Source organism: Mesorhizobium sp. M0174, assembly GCF_040322275.1.
In the GTDB taxonomy this organism is placed as follows: domain Bacteria; phylum Pseudomonadota; class Alphaproteobacteria; order Rhizobiales; family Rhizobiaceae; genus Mesorhizobium.
The window spans coordinates 635039-652206 of sequence record NZ_JAMYTB010000001.1 but is presented as its reverse complement, the minus strand read 5'-3'; the positions used below and the strand labels follow the sequence as shown (position 1 = coordinate 652206).

The 17168-nt window shown below is 60.5% G+C and carries 18 protein-coding genes and 1 pseudogene; 13 read left to right on the top strand and 6 right to left on the bottom strand.

Features of this window, described 5'->3' with window-relative positions:
- Positions 1–71 precede the first annotated feature (71 nt).
- Both NKJ13_RS03230 and NKJ13_RS03225 read left to right on the top strand, forming a co-directional pair.
- Entirely contained in the window at positions 72–497 is a 426-nt protein-coding gene (locus tag NKJ13_RS03230; RefSeq protein WP_352777076.1) for a hypothetical protein, read from the top strand.
- Entirely contained in the window at positions 494–967 is a 474-nt protein-coding gene (locus NKJ13_RS03225; RefSeq protein WP_352777075.1) for a hypothetical protein, read from the top strand. Before NKJ13_RS03230 ends, NKJ13_RS03225 begins: the two co-directional genes overlap by 4 nt.
- Positions 968–1047: 80 nt before the next feature.
- Here the strand turns inward: NKJ13_RS03225 and NKJ13_RS03220 are convergent, their stop codons facing one another.
- On the bottom strand, positions 1048–1266 hold the full coding sequence (locus NKJ13_RS03220) for a hypothetical protein (RefSeq protein WP_352639894.1): 219 nt from the start codon (positions 1264–1266) through the stop codon (positions 1048–1050).
- Positions 1267–2010: 744 nt separating this feature from the next.
- Between NKJ13_RS03220 and NKJ13_RS03215 the strand changes: the two genes are divergently transcribed.
- On the top strand, positions 2011–2310 hold the full coding sequence (locus tag NKJ13_RS03215; protein ID WP_352639898.1) for a hypothetical protein: 300 nt from the start codon (positions 2011–2013) through the stop codon (positions 2308–2310).
- A 111-nt stretch (positions 2311–2421) separates the two neighbouring features.
- On the opposite strand, the pseudogene NKJ13_RS03210 reads toward NKJ13_RS03215, so the two are convergent.
- The 5 genes and pseudogenes from NKJ13_RS03210 to NKJ13_RS03190 form a co-directional block, all read right to left on the bottom strand.
- Positions 2422–2564, bottom strand: a pseudogene (locus NKJ13_RS03210) (ABC transporter permease); the annotation flags it as partial.
- A 189-nt stretch (positions 2565–2753) separates the two neighbouring features.
- Positions 2754–3374, bottom strand: coding sequence for a nitrogen fixation protein NifQ (locus NKJ13_RS03205; RefSeq protein ID WP_352777123.1), 621 nt, complete (start codon positions 3372–3374; stop codon positions 2754–2756).
- Positions 3375–3734: 360 nt separating this feature from the next.
- A complete protein-coding gene (locus NKJ13_RS03200) occupies positions 3735–3929 on the bottom strand; it encodes a ferredoxin (protein ID WP_352763166.1) in 195 nt (64 codons plus the stop codon).
- 40 nt (positions 3930–3969) lie between these two features.
- Positions 3970–5187 (bottom strand): cytochrome P450, encoded by a 1218-nt coding sequence (locus NKJ13_RS03195; RefSeq protein ID WP_352777073.1) that lies wholly within the window; start codon positions 5185–5187, stop codon positions 3970–3972.
- 851 nt (positions 5188–6038) lie between these two features.
- Entirely contained in the window at positions 6039–7106 is a 1068-nt protein-coding gene (locus NKJ13_RS03190; RefSeq protein WP_352591396.1) for a hemin-degrading factor, read from the bottom strand.
- A 719-nt stretch (positions 7107–7825) separates the two neighbouring features.
- On the opposite strand from NKJ13_RS03190, the gene NKJ13_RS03185 reads away from it, so the two are divergent.
- The 10 genes from NKJ13_RS03185 to nifA all read left to right on the top strand — a co-directional run bounded on the left by NKJ13_RS03185 (position 7826) and on the right by nifA (position 17137).
- Positions 7826–8146: a HesB/IscA family protein gene (locus NKJ13_RS03185; protein WP_352777072.1), complete on the top strand. Its 321-nt coding sequence runs from the start codon at positions 7826–7828 to the stop codon at positions 8144–8146.
- A 264-nt stretch (positions 8147–8410) separates the two neighbouring features.
- A complete protein-coding gene (locus NKJ13_RS03180) occupies positions 8411–8656 on the top strand; it encodes a NifU family protein (protein ID WP_352472419.1) in 246 nt (81 codons plus the stop codon).
- Positions 8607–9824: a cysteine desulfurase NifS gene (gene nifS / locus NKJ13_RS03175; RefSeq protein ID WP_352687733.1), complete on the top strand. Its 1218-nt coding sequence runs from the start codon at positions 8607–8609 to the stop codon at positions 9822–9824. Before NKJ13_RS03180 ends, nifS begins: the two co-directional genes overlap by 50 nt.
- Positions 9821–11020 (top strand): hydroxymethylglutaryl-CoA lyase-like TIM-barrel protein, encoded by a 1200-nt coding sequence (locus NKJ13_RS03170; RefSeq protein ID WP_352777070.1) that lies wholly within the window; start codon positions 9821–9823, stop codon positions 11018–11020. Before nifS ends, NKJ13_RS03170 begins: the two co-directional genes overlap by 4 nt.
- Positions 11017–11397 (top strand): nitrogenase stabilizing/protective protein NifW, encoded by a 381-nt coding sequence (nifW, locus tag NKJ13_RS03165; protein WP_352503026.1) that lies wholly within the window; start codon positions 11017–11019, stop codon positions 11395–11397. Before NKJ13_RS03170 ends, nifW begins: the two co-directional genes overlap by 4 nt.
- Positions 11398–11584: 187 nt before the next feature.
- Positions 11585–12436 carry an electron transfer flavoprotein subunit beta/FixA family protein gene (locus tag NKJ13_RS03160; protein WP_352777068.1) on the top strand — a complete coding sequence of 284 codons (852 nt, stop codon included), beginning with the start codon at positions 11585–11587 and terminating at the stop codon, positions 12434–12436.
- An 18-nt stretch (positions 12437–12454) separates the two neighbouring features.
- Positions 12455–13564: an electron transfer flavoprotein subunit alpha/FixB family protein gene (locus tag NKJ13_RS03155; protein WP_352777067.1), complete on the top strand. Its 1110-nt coding sequence runs from the start codon at positions 12455–12457 to the stop codon at positions 13562–13564.
- Between the two features lie 9 nt (positions 13565–13573).
- Positions 13574–14881 (top strand): FAD-binding protein, encoded by a 1308-nt coding sequence (locus tag NKJ13_RS03150; RefSeq protein WP_352777121.1) that lies wholly within the window; start codon positions 13574–13576, stop codon positions 14879–14881.
- Between the two features lie 11 nt (positions 14882–14892).
- Positions 14893–15192 carry a ferredoxin family protein gene (locus tag NKJ13_RS03145; protein WP_023678245.1) on the top strand — a complete coding sequence of 100 codons (300 nt, stop codon included), beginning with the start codon at positions 14893–14895 and terminating at the stop codon, positions 15190–15192.
- Positions 15193–15373: 181 nt separating this feature from the next.
- Complete coding sequence (gene nifA / locus NKJ13_RS03140; protein WP_352777066.1) at positions 15374–17137, top strand: nif-specific transcriptional activator NifA; 1764 nt, start codon at positions 15374–15376, stop codon at positions 17135–17137.
- Positions 17138–17168 lie beyond the last annotated feature (31 nt).

The following is a 17168-nucleotide window of genomic DNA, read 5'->3' as shown; positions in this document are numbered from 1 at the left end:
CATATTTGCACCCCTCTAATCTCTTAGGCTCGCCCGCACGCTAAGCGGGCCAAGGTCCAACACTCTTTGCCATGGTTCGCTTCGGTGCCATGCACCACGCGCTTTCCGTCTGCCCGGTCCATCCTTGGATCGAACATGACGCCGCTCAAATGGTCACGGAACGCTTCGGCCGATGCAAGATCGGCGAAGCAATGAAGCCGGAAAAGCTCTTCCCTGCCATTCGACCAGATCGCCGTCGCGTGCCTGATCAGGAAGGCAAGGCCGCGCTGGTGGCAAAAATCCCTGATCAGCGTGAAGGTCCGATCGACACAAGGACCGTCAAGCAGCGCGACCTGATAGGGCCACTCACGATCGATTCTTGTCGGCGATGGGCCGCCACTACGCCTCACCATGGGCACGATAAGAACAAACCAGGAACCACTGAGGTCAAGCTCCTTGCACGGAGGGAGGCGGCTCGGCTACTGAAAGAACTGTGGGTTTTGGAGGGACTAATATGACCGCTGACTTTTCTGCCCGAGCGCTGAAGCAAGTGTTTCTTGACGAGTATGGGCACTTTGCCGACAAGCGTCAGAAGAATCTAGACACCGCATCGCGATTTATTGTCGATGATCGGAACGAGGGAGACTATGATGCGCGGAACAAATTGTTCGGATGGTTTTGTCAAATCACGGCTGATGTAAAGACCCGCGACCGTGTGGACCTCTCGATTGGCAGCCAAGTGCCAAAGAGTCCTGCGGTAGAGGCTTGGTTGAAAGCGAACACAAGTCCAGGATCGTATGGGTTCCCCGCGATCGTGATCAACCGTGGGGACCAATCAAAGCTGCTGGAATTGGCGGCCGCGATAAAGGCAATCACGGCAAGGGGTGCACCCCGCTATGAAGTGAAGGCCTATAAATTCGTTTGCCCGCGCACGGCCGACTCCCTAAAGCGAGTCAAAATTGTATTAGACAAAGCGTGGAATGCCTAACGGGGCGCGACAAAGGATAGGGAAGCGGGCACTGGACACCCTAAGAGAAATGGCGGAGTAAAAATGCCCCGCCATTCTTGTCAGTGTCCGACAGGTTTGATCCTGCATCGCCTGAAAAGCTCTGCGATCAAATCATTGATGATCACTGTGCCGGCATCGCCGGACGCCGGTTTGGCGGTCGATCGTTTGTCACCGTTGCCTTGGACATGGATCATGTCGTTTTGCTCGTATACTTCGAATGAGTAGGACTCACCGTTAAGCGTGCGGTGTTGGTCTTTGTATTCGGTGCGCTTCCCCATCACGCCGTCTTGCCATCATCAGCCTGAACGCTAGCCGGCCAGATCCAAGCGGCCATGAGTGCATCCACGAATTGGTAGGGCTCGCGCTTGCCGCTGAAGGGCAAGGTTCGATCGCGGCGAGCGCCAGGATGAGCCGGGTGTTTCGGTCGTAGCGAGACTTTCCCCCTGTCCTAAAAGTCAGCACGAAATGATGACACTTAGGACAGGGGAATCGATCGAACGTCTGCGTTCAAAAGTGGTGAAGAGCTTAGGTTTATAGACCGGCGCGGAGGCTTCCATTGCCCGCGCCATAACTCCGATTCCTGATCTTGCGATCAAAGCGGTTAGGGAGCCGAAGCTCCCGCACCATGGGCGACTTGCCTTCAATCGCTGCATGGTCGGTGTTGTCGTTCCGCAATCTAGGGACTGACAGAGCACCGTCTTTTTGGCAGGTCTTTCATGCTGGTGAGAGCATCGGCGCTAACCGAGCCGGGCGTCCGATCATTTCCATCGGGGAGCGCGCGGCTAGATTTTCCGTTCGACCTGGCTGTCTGATAGCGCCCGTCCGGTGTCCGGGGTGTCGCCCTTGGTAGTGGTGCCAGTGTGGTCCTTAACGGTAGCCGCGCGGACTTTTGCTCTTACAAAACAGTATAGCAGAAATGTTCGCGACTTTCCGACAATTCGCAATCGGGTTTGCGCCCTTGTGGCGGCCAGTGCTGAATTCCATACATCTGTTTTATGCCCATCAAATTTCGAGGAACACAGATGATCAACCACAAAGAGCTTTTTGGAGATCGCCCTGACGGTTTCCACTACGTAATCGAGACCTTTGCCACAGAAATCGTGGGAGTGGGTCCGCAAGTGATAGGCAAGCATATTGCTCCCAATAACGAGTTCGAGGCCAAAGAGTATGCGCGACGCGCGATCGTCGATGACCGCGCGCTCCGTAAGATGGATCCCAGTGGAAACTTGCCGGCCCACGCCCGCGCAATCGATCCGAAAGGAATCGAGGTCTTTCGTTGCTCCATTGGCGACAAGGGTGGTCGCTGCCACCGCCGAGATTGATAATCTCGGACTCGACGGCCTCAAGCTCCTTCTTCAGTGCGTCGAGAGTTCCCATTCCATCGCGAACCCGTGCACTAGCGCAAAAATCCACGGCGGTGGTTACGGCGGCGCCCAGGCCGAGCCTGTAACCGCGGCCACCGAGGCGCCGCAAAGGTGCCGGCCAGCATCTTGCGCTCGAGCCCGGTGTCGAAGACGCCGGCCCGCTCCGAATGGAGCCCGGCCAGGCAGATGAGGAGCAACGGCCCGGAGAACACAGTTGCTCGGCGGGGATGGTGCGGGTCGGGTCGTGCACCGCCATGATGACGGCGCCCGCCGAAGCGAGCATCGCGAGCAATCGGACAGCAGGCACAGCATTCAAATCCTCGAAGGCGTCCGTCGACATTCGACAGGAGACATATGGCGCGGCGCGAGCGCTGGCGCTGTACGACTGACGAAAGCGGCTCTCAATCCGAGGCGACGCCGTTCTTGATCCGTGTGAACCGGCTTTCGCCTTCCTCCGGGCCGAAGCAGCTTTCGAAATCATTGCATACCCGGCAACTGGGCGCGCTGCACAGCGAAAAACCTTCGGCCTCGCAGAGCTTGCGGTAAAAGTATTTCTTCCATTTCATGTTTTGGGTGTTGCCGGCCGCCAGCGTCGGAAAATGCGAGGCGAGCAGGCGGCCGAGGTCGGTTCGATCAAAAAGGCCAAGGTCCTGCCAGAGATGGTCATTGCGCATGGCACGCCGGGCGATGATCTTAGCGAAGCGGGCGCTCGCCGGGTCGCCGGGCCGGGCATGCGCCAGCAGCAGTCCGCGCAGAAGTTCTTCCTCCAGATCCGGCTCGGGCTCGCTCACCTCTTCCAAGGCAAACCCGTTGATAGGAATAGCAGGGAAACAGCGGGCCAGGACATCGCGCAGCTCGGCGCGCGAAAGGCCGGTTGCCTCCGTCGCCGTCGCCTCGCCGGCCTCGATCTCCTCGAGCGCACGTGAAAGCACACAGGCAAGCACATGCTGGTCGAACCTCCTGTCCAGCTCGATTTGCGGCCATCGGCCGGTGCTGAGCCGGGCATAGTGTTGGGCAAATATGGTGCCGTTCTCCTGGGTTGTCCTATCAAGTCATGCAGAGACCCGGCCGGCCGCAACATGGGTCGGGGAGTTCTTCGGGTAGAGGCAGTCGCGGATCGCCTCGCGGTCGAGTAGTTCGGTAATTTTCGTCTGGTCCTCGGCTCTGTCGCAAATTCTATGATTGGAAGAGGTGTTTCGCGAACCCCCGCCCTGCCGTTTGCGCCTCATGGGGAACACCTCGGCGCCGGAAATGCCCCCGCGGAGTTGGACGTGGACCGTGCTGGGACAGAGGTCGCGTGCTGTTCTTTCCAATGCGGCGAAATGGTCGACCCCATTCAGGCCCGCCAGACTCACGGTTGAATGACGTCTGATTCAAAAGCGTCAGCGGCGGGTGAGTTCCAGCGCACGTTCAGGACAGGATCGCGCGCCTCGCGATGCAGGCAGCTCCTCCCCTTCCGCAACTTCAATGTCACCAGGCAGGATGTAACCCTCGTCATCAAGCTTGAAGATGTCCGGCGCTTGCGCCGCGCATCGCGCGTGACCCTGGCATTTGGCATTTTGGACGATGATGCGCATGGAGCTGACTCCGTTGTCTGTGCCCCTGCTCGGGGCGGGCCTAAGACCAGTCCAGGATCAAATTTTCGATCCCGAACACATGGCCGCCAGAAGTTATCGGTGCCGTACCCTGCTTGATCCTGAAAGCCGGGATGCGCGCCAACCACTCCTCCAGGCCAATGACAATCTCCCGCCGGGCAAGGTGTGAGCCAAGGCAACGGTGGGGACCATAGCCAAACGCTGCGTGGCGGTTGTCCTCCCGCTCCAAATCGATTGTGTTGGGGCATTCGAATTCCGCCGGGTCACGATTGGCAATCATCGTGGCGCAGGAAACATAGTCCCCCTTCCGGATCGGCGCGCCTTCGAAGTCGATATCTTTCGTAGCCACGCGGATCAACTGAATGGGCGGATAGGCCCGCAGCAATTCTTCGGTTGCGAGCGGGATGCGGTCCGGTTCGCTCCGCAGCAATTGCTGATCTTTGAGGTTGCGCGCGAGGTACGCCAAGTCAAAGCCTATAGCTGCTGCGACCGTGTCGAGCCCAGCGACGAAGACAAGCACGCCGATGCCGCGGACTTGGGTGTCCGTCAGCCGGCGGCCCTCGACCTGTGCCTGCACGATAAAGGTCATGAAATCGTCAACCGCCTCCTGGCGGCGCATGGCTGCAAGTTCGTCGATGAATGCCACGATCGTCCGGGCAGCCACAGGTCGTTCCTTATCGTCGCCGTGGAGCAGATCTTTCCCCCAGCCGACGAATGTATCGAGTCGGTCATCGGGCAACCCCAGAAAGCGAAGAAAGGTGCTCACCGCGAAAGGAAAGGCAAAATCCTTCATCACGTCGCAGCTTGTGCCCGACGCGGCGATCCTTTCGATCAGCTCGACCGCCCGCTCGCGGACAGCCGGTTCCAAAGCCAACACCCGCTTTGGCGAAAGCAGCGGACTGAGCAGTGAGCGAAAGACGCCATGGGCCGGTGGATCGAGCTCAAGCGGGATCGTCGGCCAGGTTTCACCCAGTATGGAGGAGAAGATGCTGCGATGGCTGGAAAAAGTCTCTGCGTCCTGCAGCACCTTCCGCTGGTCCGCGGCACGGGTGATGACCCAGGTACCCCGGCCATCTTGCGTGTTGTAGCGGGAGTAAAAGATCGGAGGCCCGTCATGTACGCAAGCGACAGCTGCGTGTGGATCCCCGTTGGGTGTTGGTGGCATCCCTGGCGATGTAAACAGGCTGAAGTCCCTCACCATTTCGGGCGGGACATGATCTGGAACGGGGTTGGTCGCCATTTTGTTTTCTCTACATTGGCGTTCATGGCTCGATTGAGATTGCACCGCTGTTCATAAAGTCGATTTCCAGCATGGGCACGTCTCTTGTCGGGCGCCTTCTAGATTCTGTCGCCTGATACAGCCCACCTGCACCAGCGCGGATGAGATCGATTGCGAAGTCGATCAGAAGGGGCATCTCCGCCGCGCTGCGGTCATGAAGCAAAGCCGCCGCTTATCCCCGTTAGGGTTGAGAGGCTGGTCAATCACCTCTGAGCTCCGTGACGCACTGCTGATGCCCTGCTGATCAAATTGTCGAAGCAAGTCGCGTGCCGGATAGGCGTACCCATGGCGCTGCACCAAGCAATGCCAGCCTGCACTAGGCCCGCCGCTGATGATCACCTGTCCATCATTCTTAGGACAACGTCCGACAACCGACATGCGTGGTCGGTTTTGTCGAGTCCGCGACATCGGGCTGTTCGGCTTGGCTGCTGCTGCACAGCCTTCCGGTCGACGAGCGAGGAGATCGCTCGCACGGCCCGGATTGAGCAACGACGCGATCCAGCGCAAGGTTCGGGTGCGGTCCGACAAGACCCGGCCGCGCTTCCGCTTCGGTTCGGCGCTGATGGCATATGCGTTGTTGTAGCCGCTGCAAGGATTTCCGGTCAGACGAGCGATGCACTCGTGCGCAGCGATCCGGCCGGCGACGAGCCTGACTGTATCGATGCGGTCAATTCCGGCGTGCACACCTGACCGTGCGTATGCGCTAACACGGCAAGCTCTATCGCACATGGACCTATATTTCCTCGCGAGCCGCTGTCGGAACGTGGTGCCGAGTCCTATGGCGGCCGGTTCAATCCGAGGGCCTGTCGGCTCTACACATCCCTGTCGGTCGGACCGGGAACGCGTGGCAGACTCTCGGCCAGAAACCGCCAGTCGCTGCGCTCGCGTTCGCCTTCCTTGCGCGTGCCGAAGAACTGGATGATCATCTTGCCGTCGGCGCCATAGGCTTCAATGGACGTGACGTGACCGTCCCTCGTCGGCTTGCGCACGGCCCAGACCTCGCGGATGTGATGGGTCCTAAGATGCAGATGGAAGGTCTCGTCGAGCACATTGATCCGCGGCCCGATCTGCTTGACCGACTTGATCGGGCCGGAATGGATCTGGATGCAACCATGATTGCCGACAAAGCACATGATCGGCATCTCGTCTTCGGCCGCCTGTTGGAACAGGGCGCCAACGGCATCATTGTCGAGCAGCCAGGCGTAATCCTCGTCGGCCATACGCATCGCCTGGCAGCGGCTGAGCTTCAGTGCCTTCAACATATGGTAGAACTGATGCACGTCGCTCAGCCGGCTCCAGTGCTCGCGTAGGTCGTCGACCGTGGCGGCTTGGTCTGGACTCACTGCGTTATCGAGCGCCCCGCTCGCCTCGACCGATATGATCGGCTCCTGGTCGGAGGATGCGAGCTCTGCCGCCAGATTCTGATAGGCCTGCAGGTTCGAGGCGGGCCCGAGATGTACTTTGTGCATCGCCTCGCCGGTGGCATCAAAGAATTGCAGGCTGCGGCGGATCTCGGCTCCCTCGCGCTTCTCGACGGCGAAGCCATACGCCCACGCTTTCGGGAAGATGCGCAGGTCGATCTCGTCGCCGAGCACCATGGCATGCGGGTTGCCGGTGACCACTTTGTCGTAGACGCCGATCTTTTGGTGCACGGCACTTTGGTTGCGGGTGACCGCCATCACCTCGCCGACCGCTTCGAGGCCGGTCAGCAGATCATCGACGCGCGGCTCGATGCGCACCGCGCCGTGACCACAATGCGCCGCGACCAATTCGGCTTCCGAAATGCCCAATCGAGCGGCGAGATCATGCTCCCGGATTTTCGGATTGTCTTCGCACGCCCGCCGGATTTCGTCCGGCGACGGTTTCTCGCGCTGGTCCATGTCTTACCCCTGCTTCCACCTACGTGTGAGGATCAGCTGCCCTGCCGGTGAATCTTCAGCCGATAGGGCGCGCCGCGATGCTCGACCCTGATCTGCTGCTAGCCCGTGAACAAAATGTCGCTGGACAGCGTGCGCACGTCGTCGCACCCGCGCGAAAACCGGGGGTGCTGTCGGAGCGGCGATCGAGTGACACGAGCAGGCACATGCCGATGGAATCTCATCGAGCCGGTCGGTGGCCACCGGGCGGTGGTGAGCGATTGTGGGTGTTGTCGCAATCGGCCAATCGGTCATTCGGATGCCACGGGCGGCGCTGCTTTGCCAAACCAAGCGTGTCTGACCCAGTCCTGCATGTTGCTCCCTTGCTTCGCCGCATCGTTCGCGAGGGCACCCACGACACGATTGTGGATCGGCAGTCTCTTGCCGCCTCGCCAGTGGAGCTTCAAAAACCGTGCCAATTGCGCCCAAGCAAGCTCAGAAGGAGTCTTCTGTAATGGTCATTGGTTTAATGTGAGTTCAGCCAACAACTCAGGCCCAACATCCCGCGTGGCGAACCCGACAAACCCGACGTACGTGTCGGTTGGCCGACACCTTCGCAGCAATGGACTCACAAGAACCACCGCAGGGTCAGAGATGCCGCGCTGCGTTGAAACGGTTTTCGCTTTGGCACGGTGCATGCAGCGTGATGCGCAAGCAGGTCCCGGACTGAGGAGAATGGAGCCATGATTACGCTCACCGACAACGCTGTTGCCGCCATCAAGACTGCTCTTTCCCGCGCCAGCGAGCCGGCGGAAGGCTTTCGCATCATGGTCCAGGCCGGCGGCTGCGCCGGCTTCAAATACTTAATGGGCCTGGAGAGCGTGTCGCGCGAGGGCGACGCGATCACCGAGACAGATGGGATCAAGCTGTTCGTGGACGCGGGCTCCCAACCGCATGTCGCCGGCATGACCGTCGACTTTCTCACCGGGCTCGAATCTTCCGGCTTTGTCTTCGATAACCCCAACTCGCGCGAGAAGTGCGGCTGCGGCAAGTCCTTCAGTTGATCGCCCGAAGCGCCTGTGCGGGTCCATGAAGCGATTGCCGCCGACGGACTCATATGCGGCAGAGGAGGCTTATATGGCCGGCACAACAGATGTCCCTGTCCTCAAGAACAAGGCAAGGTCGAAGCCGATCTTGGGACCGGCAATCGCTTCAGGTAGGACGCAAAGAACGTCGCCTCCCGAAACAGTTCGGTTCCTGGTGGCACCCAAGCTGCTGGCCGCCAAATCGCGCCGCTGCGCCAAATTCGGCTTATCGATAACGTTGTCGTGTTCGGGCGTCCTTACCTGCGGGCTGACGGCGGCGACTGCGGACTTGTCCATGTCGACGCCGATCCGGTCTACGTCAAACTCTCGGGCGTCTGCGCCGGCTGCCAGTTTGGGCCCATCATCATCAACGGCATACGCCAGAGGCTCAATGAGGCGGTCGCGCGCTCGCGTCATTCCGGTCAACTGAGGATCGCACATGAAACCTGTCTACCTCGACAACAACGCAACCACACGGGTCGATCCTGAGGTCGTGCAAGCGATGTTGCCGTTCTTTAGGGATCAATTCGGCAACCCTTCGTCGGCGCACGCTCTTGGCGCCTCAGTCAGTGCGGCGGTGAGAAAGGCGCGGAGGCAGTTGCAAGCTCTGATCGGCGCGGAGTTCGACGATGAGATCACCTTCACCTCGGGTGGGACAGAAAGCGACAATGCAGCGCTTCTTTCGGCGCTCGAGGCGGCGCCCAACCGAACCGAGATCGTGACGTCCGCGGTCGAGCATCCCGCCGTGCTGACGCTCTGCGCGCATCTTGAGAAGACCCGCCGCGTCAAGGTGCACAGGATCCCGGTGGATTGCCGTGGCCGGCTCGACCTCGACGCCTATATGGCCGCCCTCACCCCACAGGTGGCAATCGTCTCGATAATGTGGGCGAACAATGAGACTGGTGTGATCTTCCCCGTGGCCAGGCTTGCCGAGTTGGCCAAGGAAGTGGGCGCCCTTTTCCATACCGATGCTGTGCAGGCGGTCGGCAAGCTTCCGATGGACCTGAAGTCGACCGCAATCGACATGCTGTCGCTCTCCGGCCACAAGCTGCACGGGCCGAAAGGGATCGGCGCGCTTTTCGTAAAACGTGGCGTCAATTTCCACTCGCTGATCAAGGGGGGCCACCAAGAACACAACCGGCGTGCTGGCACCGAGAATACGCCCGGCATAGTCGGGCTCGGCATGGCGGCCGAACTCGCCTTGAAATTCATGGACGACGAGACCACACGGGTAAAGTCGCTCCGCGACCGTTTAGAGGACGGGATTCTCCAGCGCATCCCAAGCACCTGTGTCACTGGAGATCCCCTGGAACGGTTGCCCAACACCGCAAACATCTCCTTCGAACATGTCGAAAGTGATGGAATTCCACTCCTCCTCAGCCGCGTGGGCATCGCGTGTTCCTCCGGCTCTGCCTGCACCTCCGGCTCTCTGGAACCGAGCCATGTCCTGAGCGCGATGAAAACGCCACACGCGGCAGTCCGCTTCTCCTTGGCGCGGGACAACGGCGAAGCGGACGTCGACCGGGTGCTCGAGGTCATGCCGGCAATCGTGGAGAAGCTGCGTGGCTTTCCCAGTTCTGGGCCGGGTAAGCGAAGCTCCGAAGACGTTCAATCCGGTCTATGCCTGAGCGGCAGCAGAACCGGCTACCGTTCATGACCCGTCATGTCTTTCTCAACGATACGACCTTGCGCGATGGCGAGCAGGCGCCCGGCGTCGCCTTTACCACGACGGAAAAGCTGGAGATCGCCGAGTCTCTTGCGGCGGCCGGCGTCACAGAGATCGAGATCGGCACGCCGGTCATGGGCGTCGACGAGATCGAAACAATTCGCGCCGTGGTCGCGCGGTGTCTCCCGGTTCGGCTCATGGCCTGGTGCCGGATGACGTCGCTGGATCTCGATGCAGCGATCGAGAGCGGCGTCCACGCCGTCAATCTATCGCTGCCTGCGTCGGACATCCAACTTGCCGCCAAGCTCGGCCTCGATAAGGCGGGAGCGCTCCAGGTCATCGAACATATGGTCAGGCGCGCAGCCGCCGCCGGCTTCGTCGCGGTGGGCTGCGAGGATGCCTCGCGGGCCAATCGGGATCATCTCGCCCGCGTCATCGAGACGGCTGCACGCGCCGGCGCAAGCCGCGTCAGGCTAGCCGACACAGTCGGCGTTCTCGATGCGTTTTCGACCTTCGAACTTGTCGCCCAGCTCGTGGCGCAGTCTCCAATCGACCTTGAATTTCATGCGCACAACGATCTCGGACTTGCTGCCGCCAACACGCTGGCCGCGATCCGCGCAGGCGCGCGCCATGCCTCCGTCACCGTCCTGGGGCTCGGCGAGCGTGCGGGCAATGCCGCGCTGGAAGAGGTGGCCGCCGCGATGGCGGTCCTCGACGGCGCGGATACCGGCATCGAGCTGACCGCATTGCCCGACCTCGCCGCCCAGGTGGCTTGGGCCGCGCGCCGGCAGACCGCGGCCATTAAGCCGGTCGTCGGCGCCGATGTTTTCACCCACGAATCCGGCATTCACGTCGCATGGCTGCTGAAGGACCCGCGTACTTATCAGGGGCTCGATCCGGCTCTCGGGGGCCGCTGCCGGCGTATCGTCAAGCATTCCGGCGCCACTGCGATTGCCTATGTGCTGAGCGAAAGCGGTCGCGATCTCGACCCGGATCTGGCAGCCGCGATGGTGGCCCGCGTCCGGCGCGAGGCGACCGAGACCAAATCGACCGTCACTGCAACTCAACTGGTCGAGCTCTACGATGGAATGTGCAGCGAGGCATCCCTCGCGGAGCTGTGCGGGTCCAGGTCAGCCGTGCGCGAGCGCACCGACACCACAATTTTCCGACCAGGGAGAATGAAATGAATTGTTCCGCTGACAGCCGCCCTATCGATGTCACCGACATCCTCGCACGACTGAAGCGCCTGTCGGCTGCGGAGGAGTTCTTCGCAGTCCTTGGCGTCTCCTATGATCCGAAGGTGCTGAATGTCTCGCGGCTCCATATCATGAAGCGCGTGGGCCAATACCTTGCCGAAGAGGATTTCTCCGGTCTGCCCGACCAGGTGATTGCCGCGCGGGTGCGCGCGACGCTCGAACGCGCTTACGAGGACTTCGCGGTTTCCTCGCCGCTCACCCATCGGGTCTTCAAGGTGCTCAAAGACCACGATCCGAACAAACCTGCCACGCCGGGCCGCACCTTTGTCCCGTTCGACTCCGTACTGAAGCGGTTCGGACAGGAATGACCGCGACACGGGTTGCGACGCGACAATGTCGAGAAGCCGACAAATCCGGTCATCACCACGGCGCCCTCAGAAGCAACCAAGCGAAGTTCTGGGAATAGGGGCAGCGCAAAACAGTTGGCACGAATGATGCGCACCAAAGAGATAACAGCCAAGCCCGCATCCGGACAGGAGCCTAGAGAAACCGCCAATGCACATCGTAATCTGCATCAAGCAGGTGCCGGACTCGGCACAGATAAGGGTCCATCCGGTGACGAACACGATCATGCGCCAGGGTGTTCCGACTATCATCAACCCTTACGACCTGTTCGCCCTCGAAGAAGCCCTCAGACTGCGCGACGCCTATGGTGGCGAAGTCACCGTGCTCACTATGGGTCCGCCCATGGCAGAGGACGCGCTGCGCAAGGCGCTCGGTTACGGCGCCGACCGAGCGGTGCTCTTGACCGACCGCTATTTTGCCGGCTCCGACACGCTGGCGACCTCGTTCGCCCTTTCCCAGGCAATCGCGAAGGTTGGCGAGACGTTCGGCACGCCAGACCTCGTCTTCACCGGCAAGCAGACGATCGATGGCGACACCGCCCAGGTCGGGCCCGGCATCGCCAAGCGCCTCGGACTCCTGCAACTGACCTATGTCGCGAAGATCGCCTCTATTGACCTTGCTGCACGCGAGATCAAGGTCGAGCGCCGCTCCGAAGGCGGCACACAGATGCTGAAGAGCAGGCTCCCTTGCCTCATCACCATGCTGGAAGGCACAAACGAGATCCGCCGGGGCTCGATCCAGGACGCCCTGTGCGCCGCGCGCAGCCTGGTCTTGAAATGGAGTGCGGCCGATGCTGGCATTGAGGATCTCACCAAATGCGGCCTGCGCGGCTCACCCACGGTCGTCAAGCGCGTTTTCGCGCCTCCTGCGCGGGCGGAAAAGGCGGCAAAAATCGACACCGCCGAGATGGCCTTGCGCGATGTCGCTGACGAACTCATCACGGCAATTTTCACCCGCCAGCCGGCATTGGAACATGAGCTCGCCTTCAACGGCGGCGTGTGAGAGGGCAAGGAGCAGACGATGTCGACCGCGAACCGAGAAACCCCTCGCCCTGCCGCCGGCCGTGCCGGCATAAAGAAGGAGCTGCCCGCGCATTTCAAGGACTACCGGCACGTTTGGGTTTTCATCGAGCTCGAACGCGGTCAGGTCCATCCCGTATCATTCGAACTGCTCGGCGAAGGCCGCAAGTTAGCAGACAAGCTTCAGGTCCAGCTTGCGGGCGTCGTGCTTGGACCGCCGGGAGAGGCCATCGGGAACGCCGTTGCCGAAGCGTTCGCTTATGGCGCCGACCTTGTCTACATCGTCGAGGCGCCGCTGCTCGCCGACTATCGGAACGAGCCATTCACCAAGGCGATGACGGATCTGGTCGATACCCACAAACCCGAGATCCTTCTTCTCGGTGCCACCACACTCGGCAGGGATCTTGCCGGCTCCGTGGCGACGACCTTGCAGACAGGGCTCACGGCCGACTGCACCGAACTTGATGTGGATACCGACGGTTCGCTCGCCGCCACCCGTCCGACTTTCGGCGGTTCCTTGTTGTGCACGATCTATACGCTCAATTTCCGACCCCAGATGGCGACAGTGCGACCGAGGGTCATGCCCATGCCGCAGCGGGCGGATAAACCGGTCGGGCGTGTCATCCGGCACAAGCTCTCGGTAGCCGAGGACGAGATCGTTACCAAAATCCTGGGCTTCCTGCCGGATAGTCAGTCGGCAAAGGCAAATCTTGCCTATGCCGACGTCGTGGTTGCGGGAGGCCTCGGTCTTGGCGCGGCGGAGAACCTGCAGCTTGTGAAGAATCTCGCGCGGGCAATTGGTGCCGAGCATGGCTGTTCGCGACCGTTGGTCCAGAAGAGCTGGATGTCGGCTGATCGGCAGATCGGCCAAACTGGCAAGACCATCCGGCCGAAGCTTTACATAGCGGCTGGGATTTCCGGCGCCGTCCAGCACCGGGTTGGCGTCGAGGGGGCGGATCTCATCGTCGCCATCAACACCGACCCGAACGCGCCGATTTTCGATTTCGCTCACCTCGGGATCGTCACCGACGCGATCCGCTTCCTGCCCGCACTGACGGAAGCCTTCACCCGGCGGCTGTCGCCCCACAGTCGCGATAAGCTTGCGAGCTAAGGGATGGACATGATTGAGGAAAAATTCGACGCCATTGTTATTGGGGCCGGCATGTCCGGAAACGCAGCTGCTTACACCATGGCCAGTCACGGCCTGAAGGTGCTGCAGTTGGAGCGGGGTGAATATCCGGGCTCCAAGAATGTCCAGGGTGCCATCATGTACGCGAACATGCTGGAGAAGATCATCCCGGATTTCCGGGACGATGCGCCTCTCGAGCGGCATTTGGTTGAACAGCGGCTTTGGGTGATGGACGACACGTCCCATACCGGGATTCACTATCGGTCGGACGACTTCAATGAGGCGAAGCCCAACCGCTACACGATCATCCGTGCCCAGTTCGATAAATGGTTTTCACGTAAGGTGCGCGAGGCCGGCGCGACGGTTCTGTGTGAGACGACCGTGACGGAACTCATCCGTGACGCCAAGGACAGGGTGATCGGCGTCCGCACAGACCGGGCCGGCGGAGCCATCTACGCGGACGTGGTCGTCCTCGCAGAAGGTGTCTGCGGACTGCTTGGCACGCGGGCCGGCCTGCGCGAGATGCCGAAGCCGCAAACCGTGGCGCTCGCCGTCAAGGAAATGCATTTTCTGCCCGAAGAGGTCATTGAGCAGCGGTTCGGCCTCAAAGGCGATGAAGGCTGCGTGATCGAGGCGGTGGGCACGACCTCCCGCAGCATGGCCGGGCTCGGCTTCCTCTACACCAACAAGGAGTCGATCTCACTGGGCATTGGCTGCCTCGTCTCCGATTTCGCCGCGATGGTCGAGAGCCCTTACGTCCTCCTCGACGCCTTAAAAACCCATCCTTCGATCCGGCCGCTGATCGCCGGCTCGGAAGTGAAAGAATATTCCGCGCATCTCATTCCCGAAGGCGGCTACAAGGCTATTCCGCAGCTCTTTGGCGACGGTTGGGTCGTGGTCGGCGATGCCGCGCAACTGAACAACGCCATTCACCGCGAGGGTTCGAACCTCGCCATGACCTCCGGCCGCATCGCGGCTGAGGCAATCATCGAGGTCAAGAGCCGCAACGGTCCTATGACCAAACGGAATCTCGCCCTTTACAAAGCCATGCTGGACAAGTCCTTCGTGGTCAAGGACCTAAGGAAATACAAAGACATGCCGGCCTTGCTCCACACCAATTCCTGCAATTACTTCACGGCTTATCCGCGGTTGATGTCGCAAGCCGCGCAGAACTTCATGCGTGTCGACGGCACGCCGAAGATCGAGAAGGAAAAGGCGACCACGGCGGCCTTCATCAAGGCGCGCTCGCGCTGGGGGCTGGTCAGCGACGCGGTCCGCCTTGCATTGGCGTGGCGCTGAGGGGAGACGAAATGACGATCGCAGTGACGAAGTCACGTGTCGAGGACAAGCTTTACCAGAACCGCTACTTGGTGGATTCCGGCCGTCCGCATATCAAAGTGCGACCGCACGAGAGGCCAAGCGCGAACTTGCTCGCGCTGACCCACGTCTGCCCCGCGAAATGTTATGAGTTGAACGACAAAGGTCAAGTGGAGATCACTGCCGACGGCTGCATGGAGTGCGGCACCTGCCGGATTTTGTGCGAGACCAGTGGCGAGATCGAGTGGAACTATCCACGCGGCGGCTTCGGAGTCCTCTTCAAATTCGGATGAGGACGCACGCACCGTATCAAGAGGGTCAATCTTGGTACAGTTGAGGTCGCGACCAACGCCAAGTCTATCTTTACTTGAATTGCCGCGCCACGAAGAGAAGCTCGTGAATACTGTGCTTTCAGAATTCAGACTCAGACAAAAAAGGAGGAGCACTCTGGACGACAACCGCTGAGGTGTTTCCATGGCTCACGTACCGCAAGATCGGGTCGACGAGGTAGCACCTCGGGATACCCGCCCTGAACCGCCCATCAAAAGCATGCCCCAAGCAGATATCGCGCTCAGGGGACTCTACGAGATATCGAAGGTGCTGACCGCCCCCAGCGAGCTGGAGATTACGCTCGCCAATGTCGTGAACATCCTGCCTTCGTTTCTGCAGATGCGTCACGGAGCAATCGTCGTCCTGGACGCTGAAGGAGAGCCGGAGATTGCCGCAACTGCCGGCAATACCCACGCACCTCAATCAGGCGCTCGCCGCGTCATACCACAGGCCATAACAGATCAAATCGTCGCTACGGGAACGCCGCTCTTCATACCGGACGTCCGCAAGTCCCAACTATTTCAGGCTGACCTTCAAACATATTCGAGCAGCGGCACCATCCCAATTGCCTTTATCGGTATCCCGCTAAAGGCTGATCATAAAATCCTTGGGACATTGTCGATCGACCGCGCCGGAGACGGCGCCGCCGACTTTCGCGAGGACGAGGACACATACTTCCTGACGATGGTCGCCAACCTTGTCGGCCGGACGATCCGTCTCCATCGCATCCTGAGTACAGATCGTCAGCGGTCTGTCCATGAGCAATGGAGACCGGAGAAATCGCCCAACGAGGGGAGGACCTACGACCCTGCCCGGCACGCGGATGTCAAAATCGACGGGATCATCGGGGAAAGCCCCGCACTCAAGCAGGTGCTCGAAACCGTCTCGGTCGTAGCAGGGACCAATTCCACCGTGCTACTGCGGGGTGAAAGCGGCACCGGCAAGGAATTCTTTGCGCAAGCCATCCATAAGCTCTCACGTCGGAGGAAGAAGTCTTTCGTCAAATTGAACTGCGCCGCACTGTCTGAAAGCGTTCTGGAGTCAGAACTGTTTGGGCATGAAAAGGGCGCTTTCACGGGTGCTATCTCCCAGCGCGCCGGTCGTTTTGAATTGGCAAATGAGGGAACGCTGCTACTTGATGAAATCGGCGAGATTTCGCCGGCCTTTCAAGCCAAGCTGTTGCGTGTCTTGCAGGAAGGCGAGTTGGAGCGAGTCGGCGGCACCAAAACGCTACAGGTCGACGTGCGCCTCATATGCGCCACCAACAAGGACCTCGAGACGGCCGTCATAAAAGGGGAGTTCAGGGCCGACCTTTATTACCGCATCAATGTGGTGCCAATTATCCTGCCTCCGCTCAGAGAGCGACCCGGCGATATTCCACGCCTTGCGAACGCCTTCCTCAACCGATTCAACAAGGAGAACGATCGCGCACTCGCCTTCGCGCCGTCGGCGCTTGACCTGATCTCGCAATGCTACTTCCCTGGTAACGTCCGCGAGCTGGAGAACTGCGTCCAAAGGACGGCCACACTTGCGCGTTCAAGGACGATCACTCAATCCGATTTCGCCTGTAAGAAGAGCCAGTGCCTTTCCTGGCTCCTCTGGAAGCGAGCCGACCGCTCGAATGGCGGCAATGCCATCGACGATCTCGCACGGGTCAACGCAGTGCCGGTCGGATTGCGGCTGCCGGCCAGTCGCATCGGTGCCTCCGCAGGCAACGCATCTCCCCTAGCGGCCGGCGATCCGAACGATCCCGCTTGTCCCCCGCGTCTGACGGAACGCGACCGGCTGATCGACGCGATGGACAAGGCCGGTTGGGTTCAGGCCAGGGCGGCTCGTATCCTCGGCCTCACGCCGCGGCAAATCGGCTACGCGCTGCGCCGGCATGGCATCGAGGTGAAGAAATTCTAGAAGTCGTGATGACGTCAAACGTAAGCCCGGA

Coding starts and splice junctions, on each gene's coding strand:
- NKJ13_RS03225 (WP_352777075.1), top strand. CDS start 494: ATGACCGCTGACTTTTCTGCCCGAGCGCTGAAGCAAGTGTTTCTTGAC.
- NKJ13_RS03230 (WP_352777076.1), top strand. CDS start 72: ATGGTTCGCTTCGGTGCCATGCACCACGCGCTTTCCGTCTGCCCGGTC.
- NKJ13_RS03200 (WP_352763166.1), bottom strand. CDS start 3,929: ATGCGCATCATCGTCCAAAATGCCAAATGCCAGGGTCACGCGCGATGC.
- nifW (WP_352503026.1), top strand. CDS start 11,017: ATGAATTGTTCCGCTGACAGCCGCCCTATCGATGTCACCGACATCCTC.
- nifA (WP_352777066.1), top strand. CDS start 15,374: ATGGCTCACGTACCGCAAGATCGGGTCGACGAGGTAGCACCTCGGGAT.
- NKJ13_RS03195 (WP_352777073.1), bottom strand. CDS start 5,187: ATGGCGACCAACCCCGTTCCAGATCATGTCCCGCCCGAAATGGTGAGG.
- NKJ13_RS03190 (WP_352591396.1), bottom strand. CDS start 7,106: ATGGACCAGCGCGAGAAACCGTCGCCGGACGAAATCCGGCGGGCGTGC.
- nifS (WP_352687733.1), top strand. CDS start 8,607: ATGAAACCTGTCTACCTCGACAACAACGCAACCACACGGGTCGATCCT.
- NKJ13_RS03155 (WP_352777067.1), top strand. CDS start 12,455: ATGTCGACCGCGAACCGAGAAACCCCTCGCCCTGCCGCCGGCCGTGCC.
- NKJ13_RS03185 (WP_352777072.1), top strand. CDS start 7,826: ATGATTACGCTCACCGACAACGCTGTTGCCGCCATCAAGACTGCTCTT.
- NKJ13_RS03220 (WP_352639894.1), bottom strand. CDS start 1,266: ATGGGGAAGCGCACCGAATACAAAGACCAACACCGCACGCTTAACGGT.
- NKJ13_RS03170 (WP_352777070.1), top strand. CDS start 9,821: ATGACCCGTCATGTCTTTCTCAACGATACGACCTTGCGCGATGGCGAG.
- NKJ13_RS03215 (WP_352639898.1), top strand. CDS start 2,011: ATGATCAACCACAAAGAGCTTTTTGGAGATCGCCCTGACGGTTTCCAC.
- NKJ13_RS03160 (WP_352777068.1), top strand. CDS start 11,585: ATGCACATCGTAATCTGCATCAAGCAGGTGCCGGACTCGGCACAGATA.
- NKJ13_RS03145 (WP_023678245.1), top strand. CDS start 14,893: ATGACGATCGCAGTGACGAAGTCACGTGTCGAGGACAAGCTTTACCAG.
- NKJ13_RS03150 (WP_352777121.1), top strand. CDS start 13,574: ATGATTGAGGAAAAATTCGACGCCATTGTTATTGGGGCCGGCATGTCC.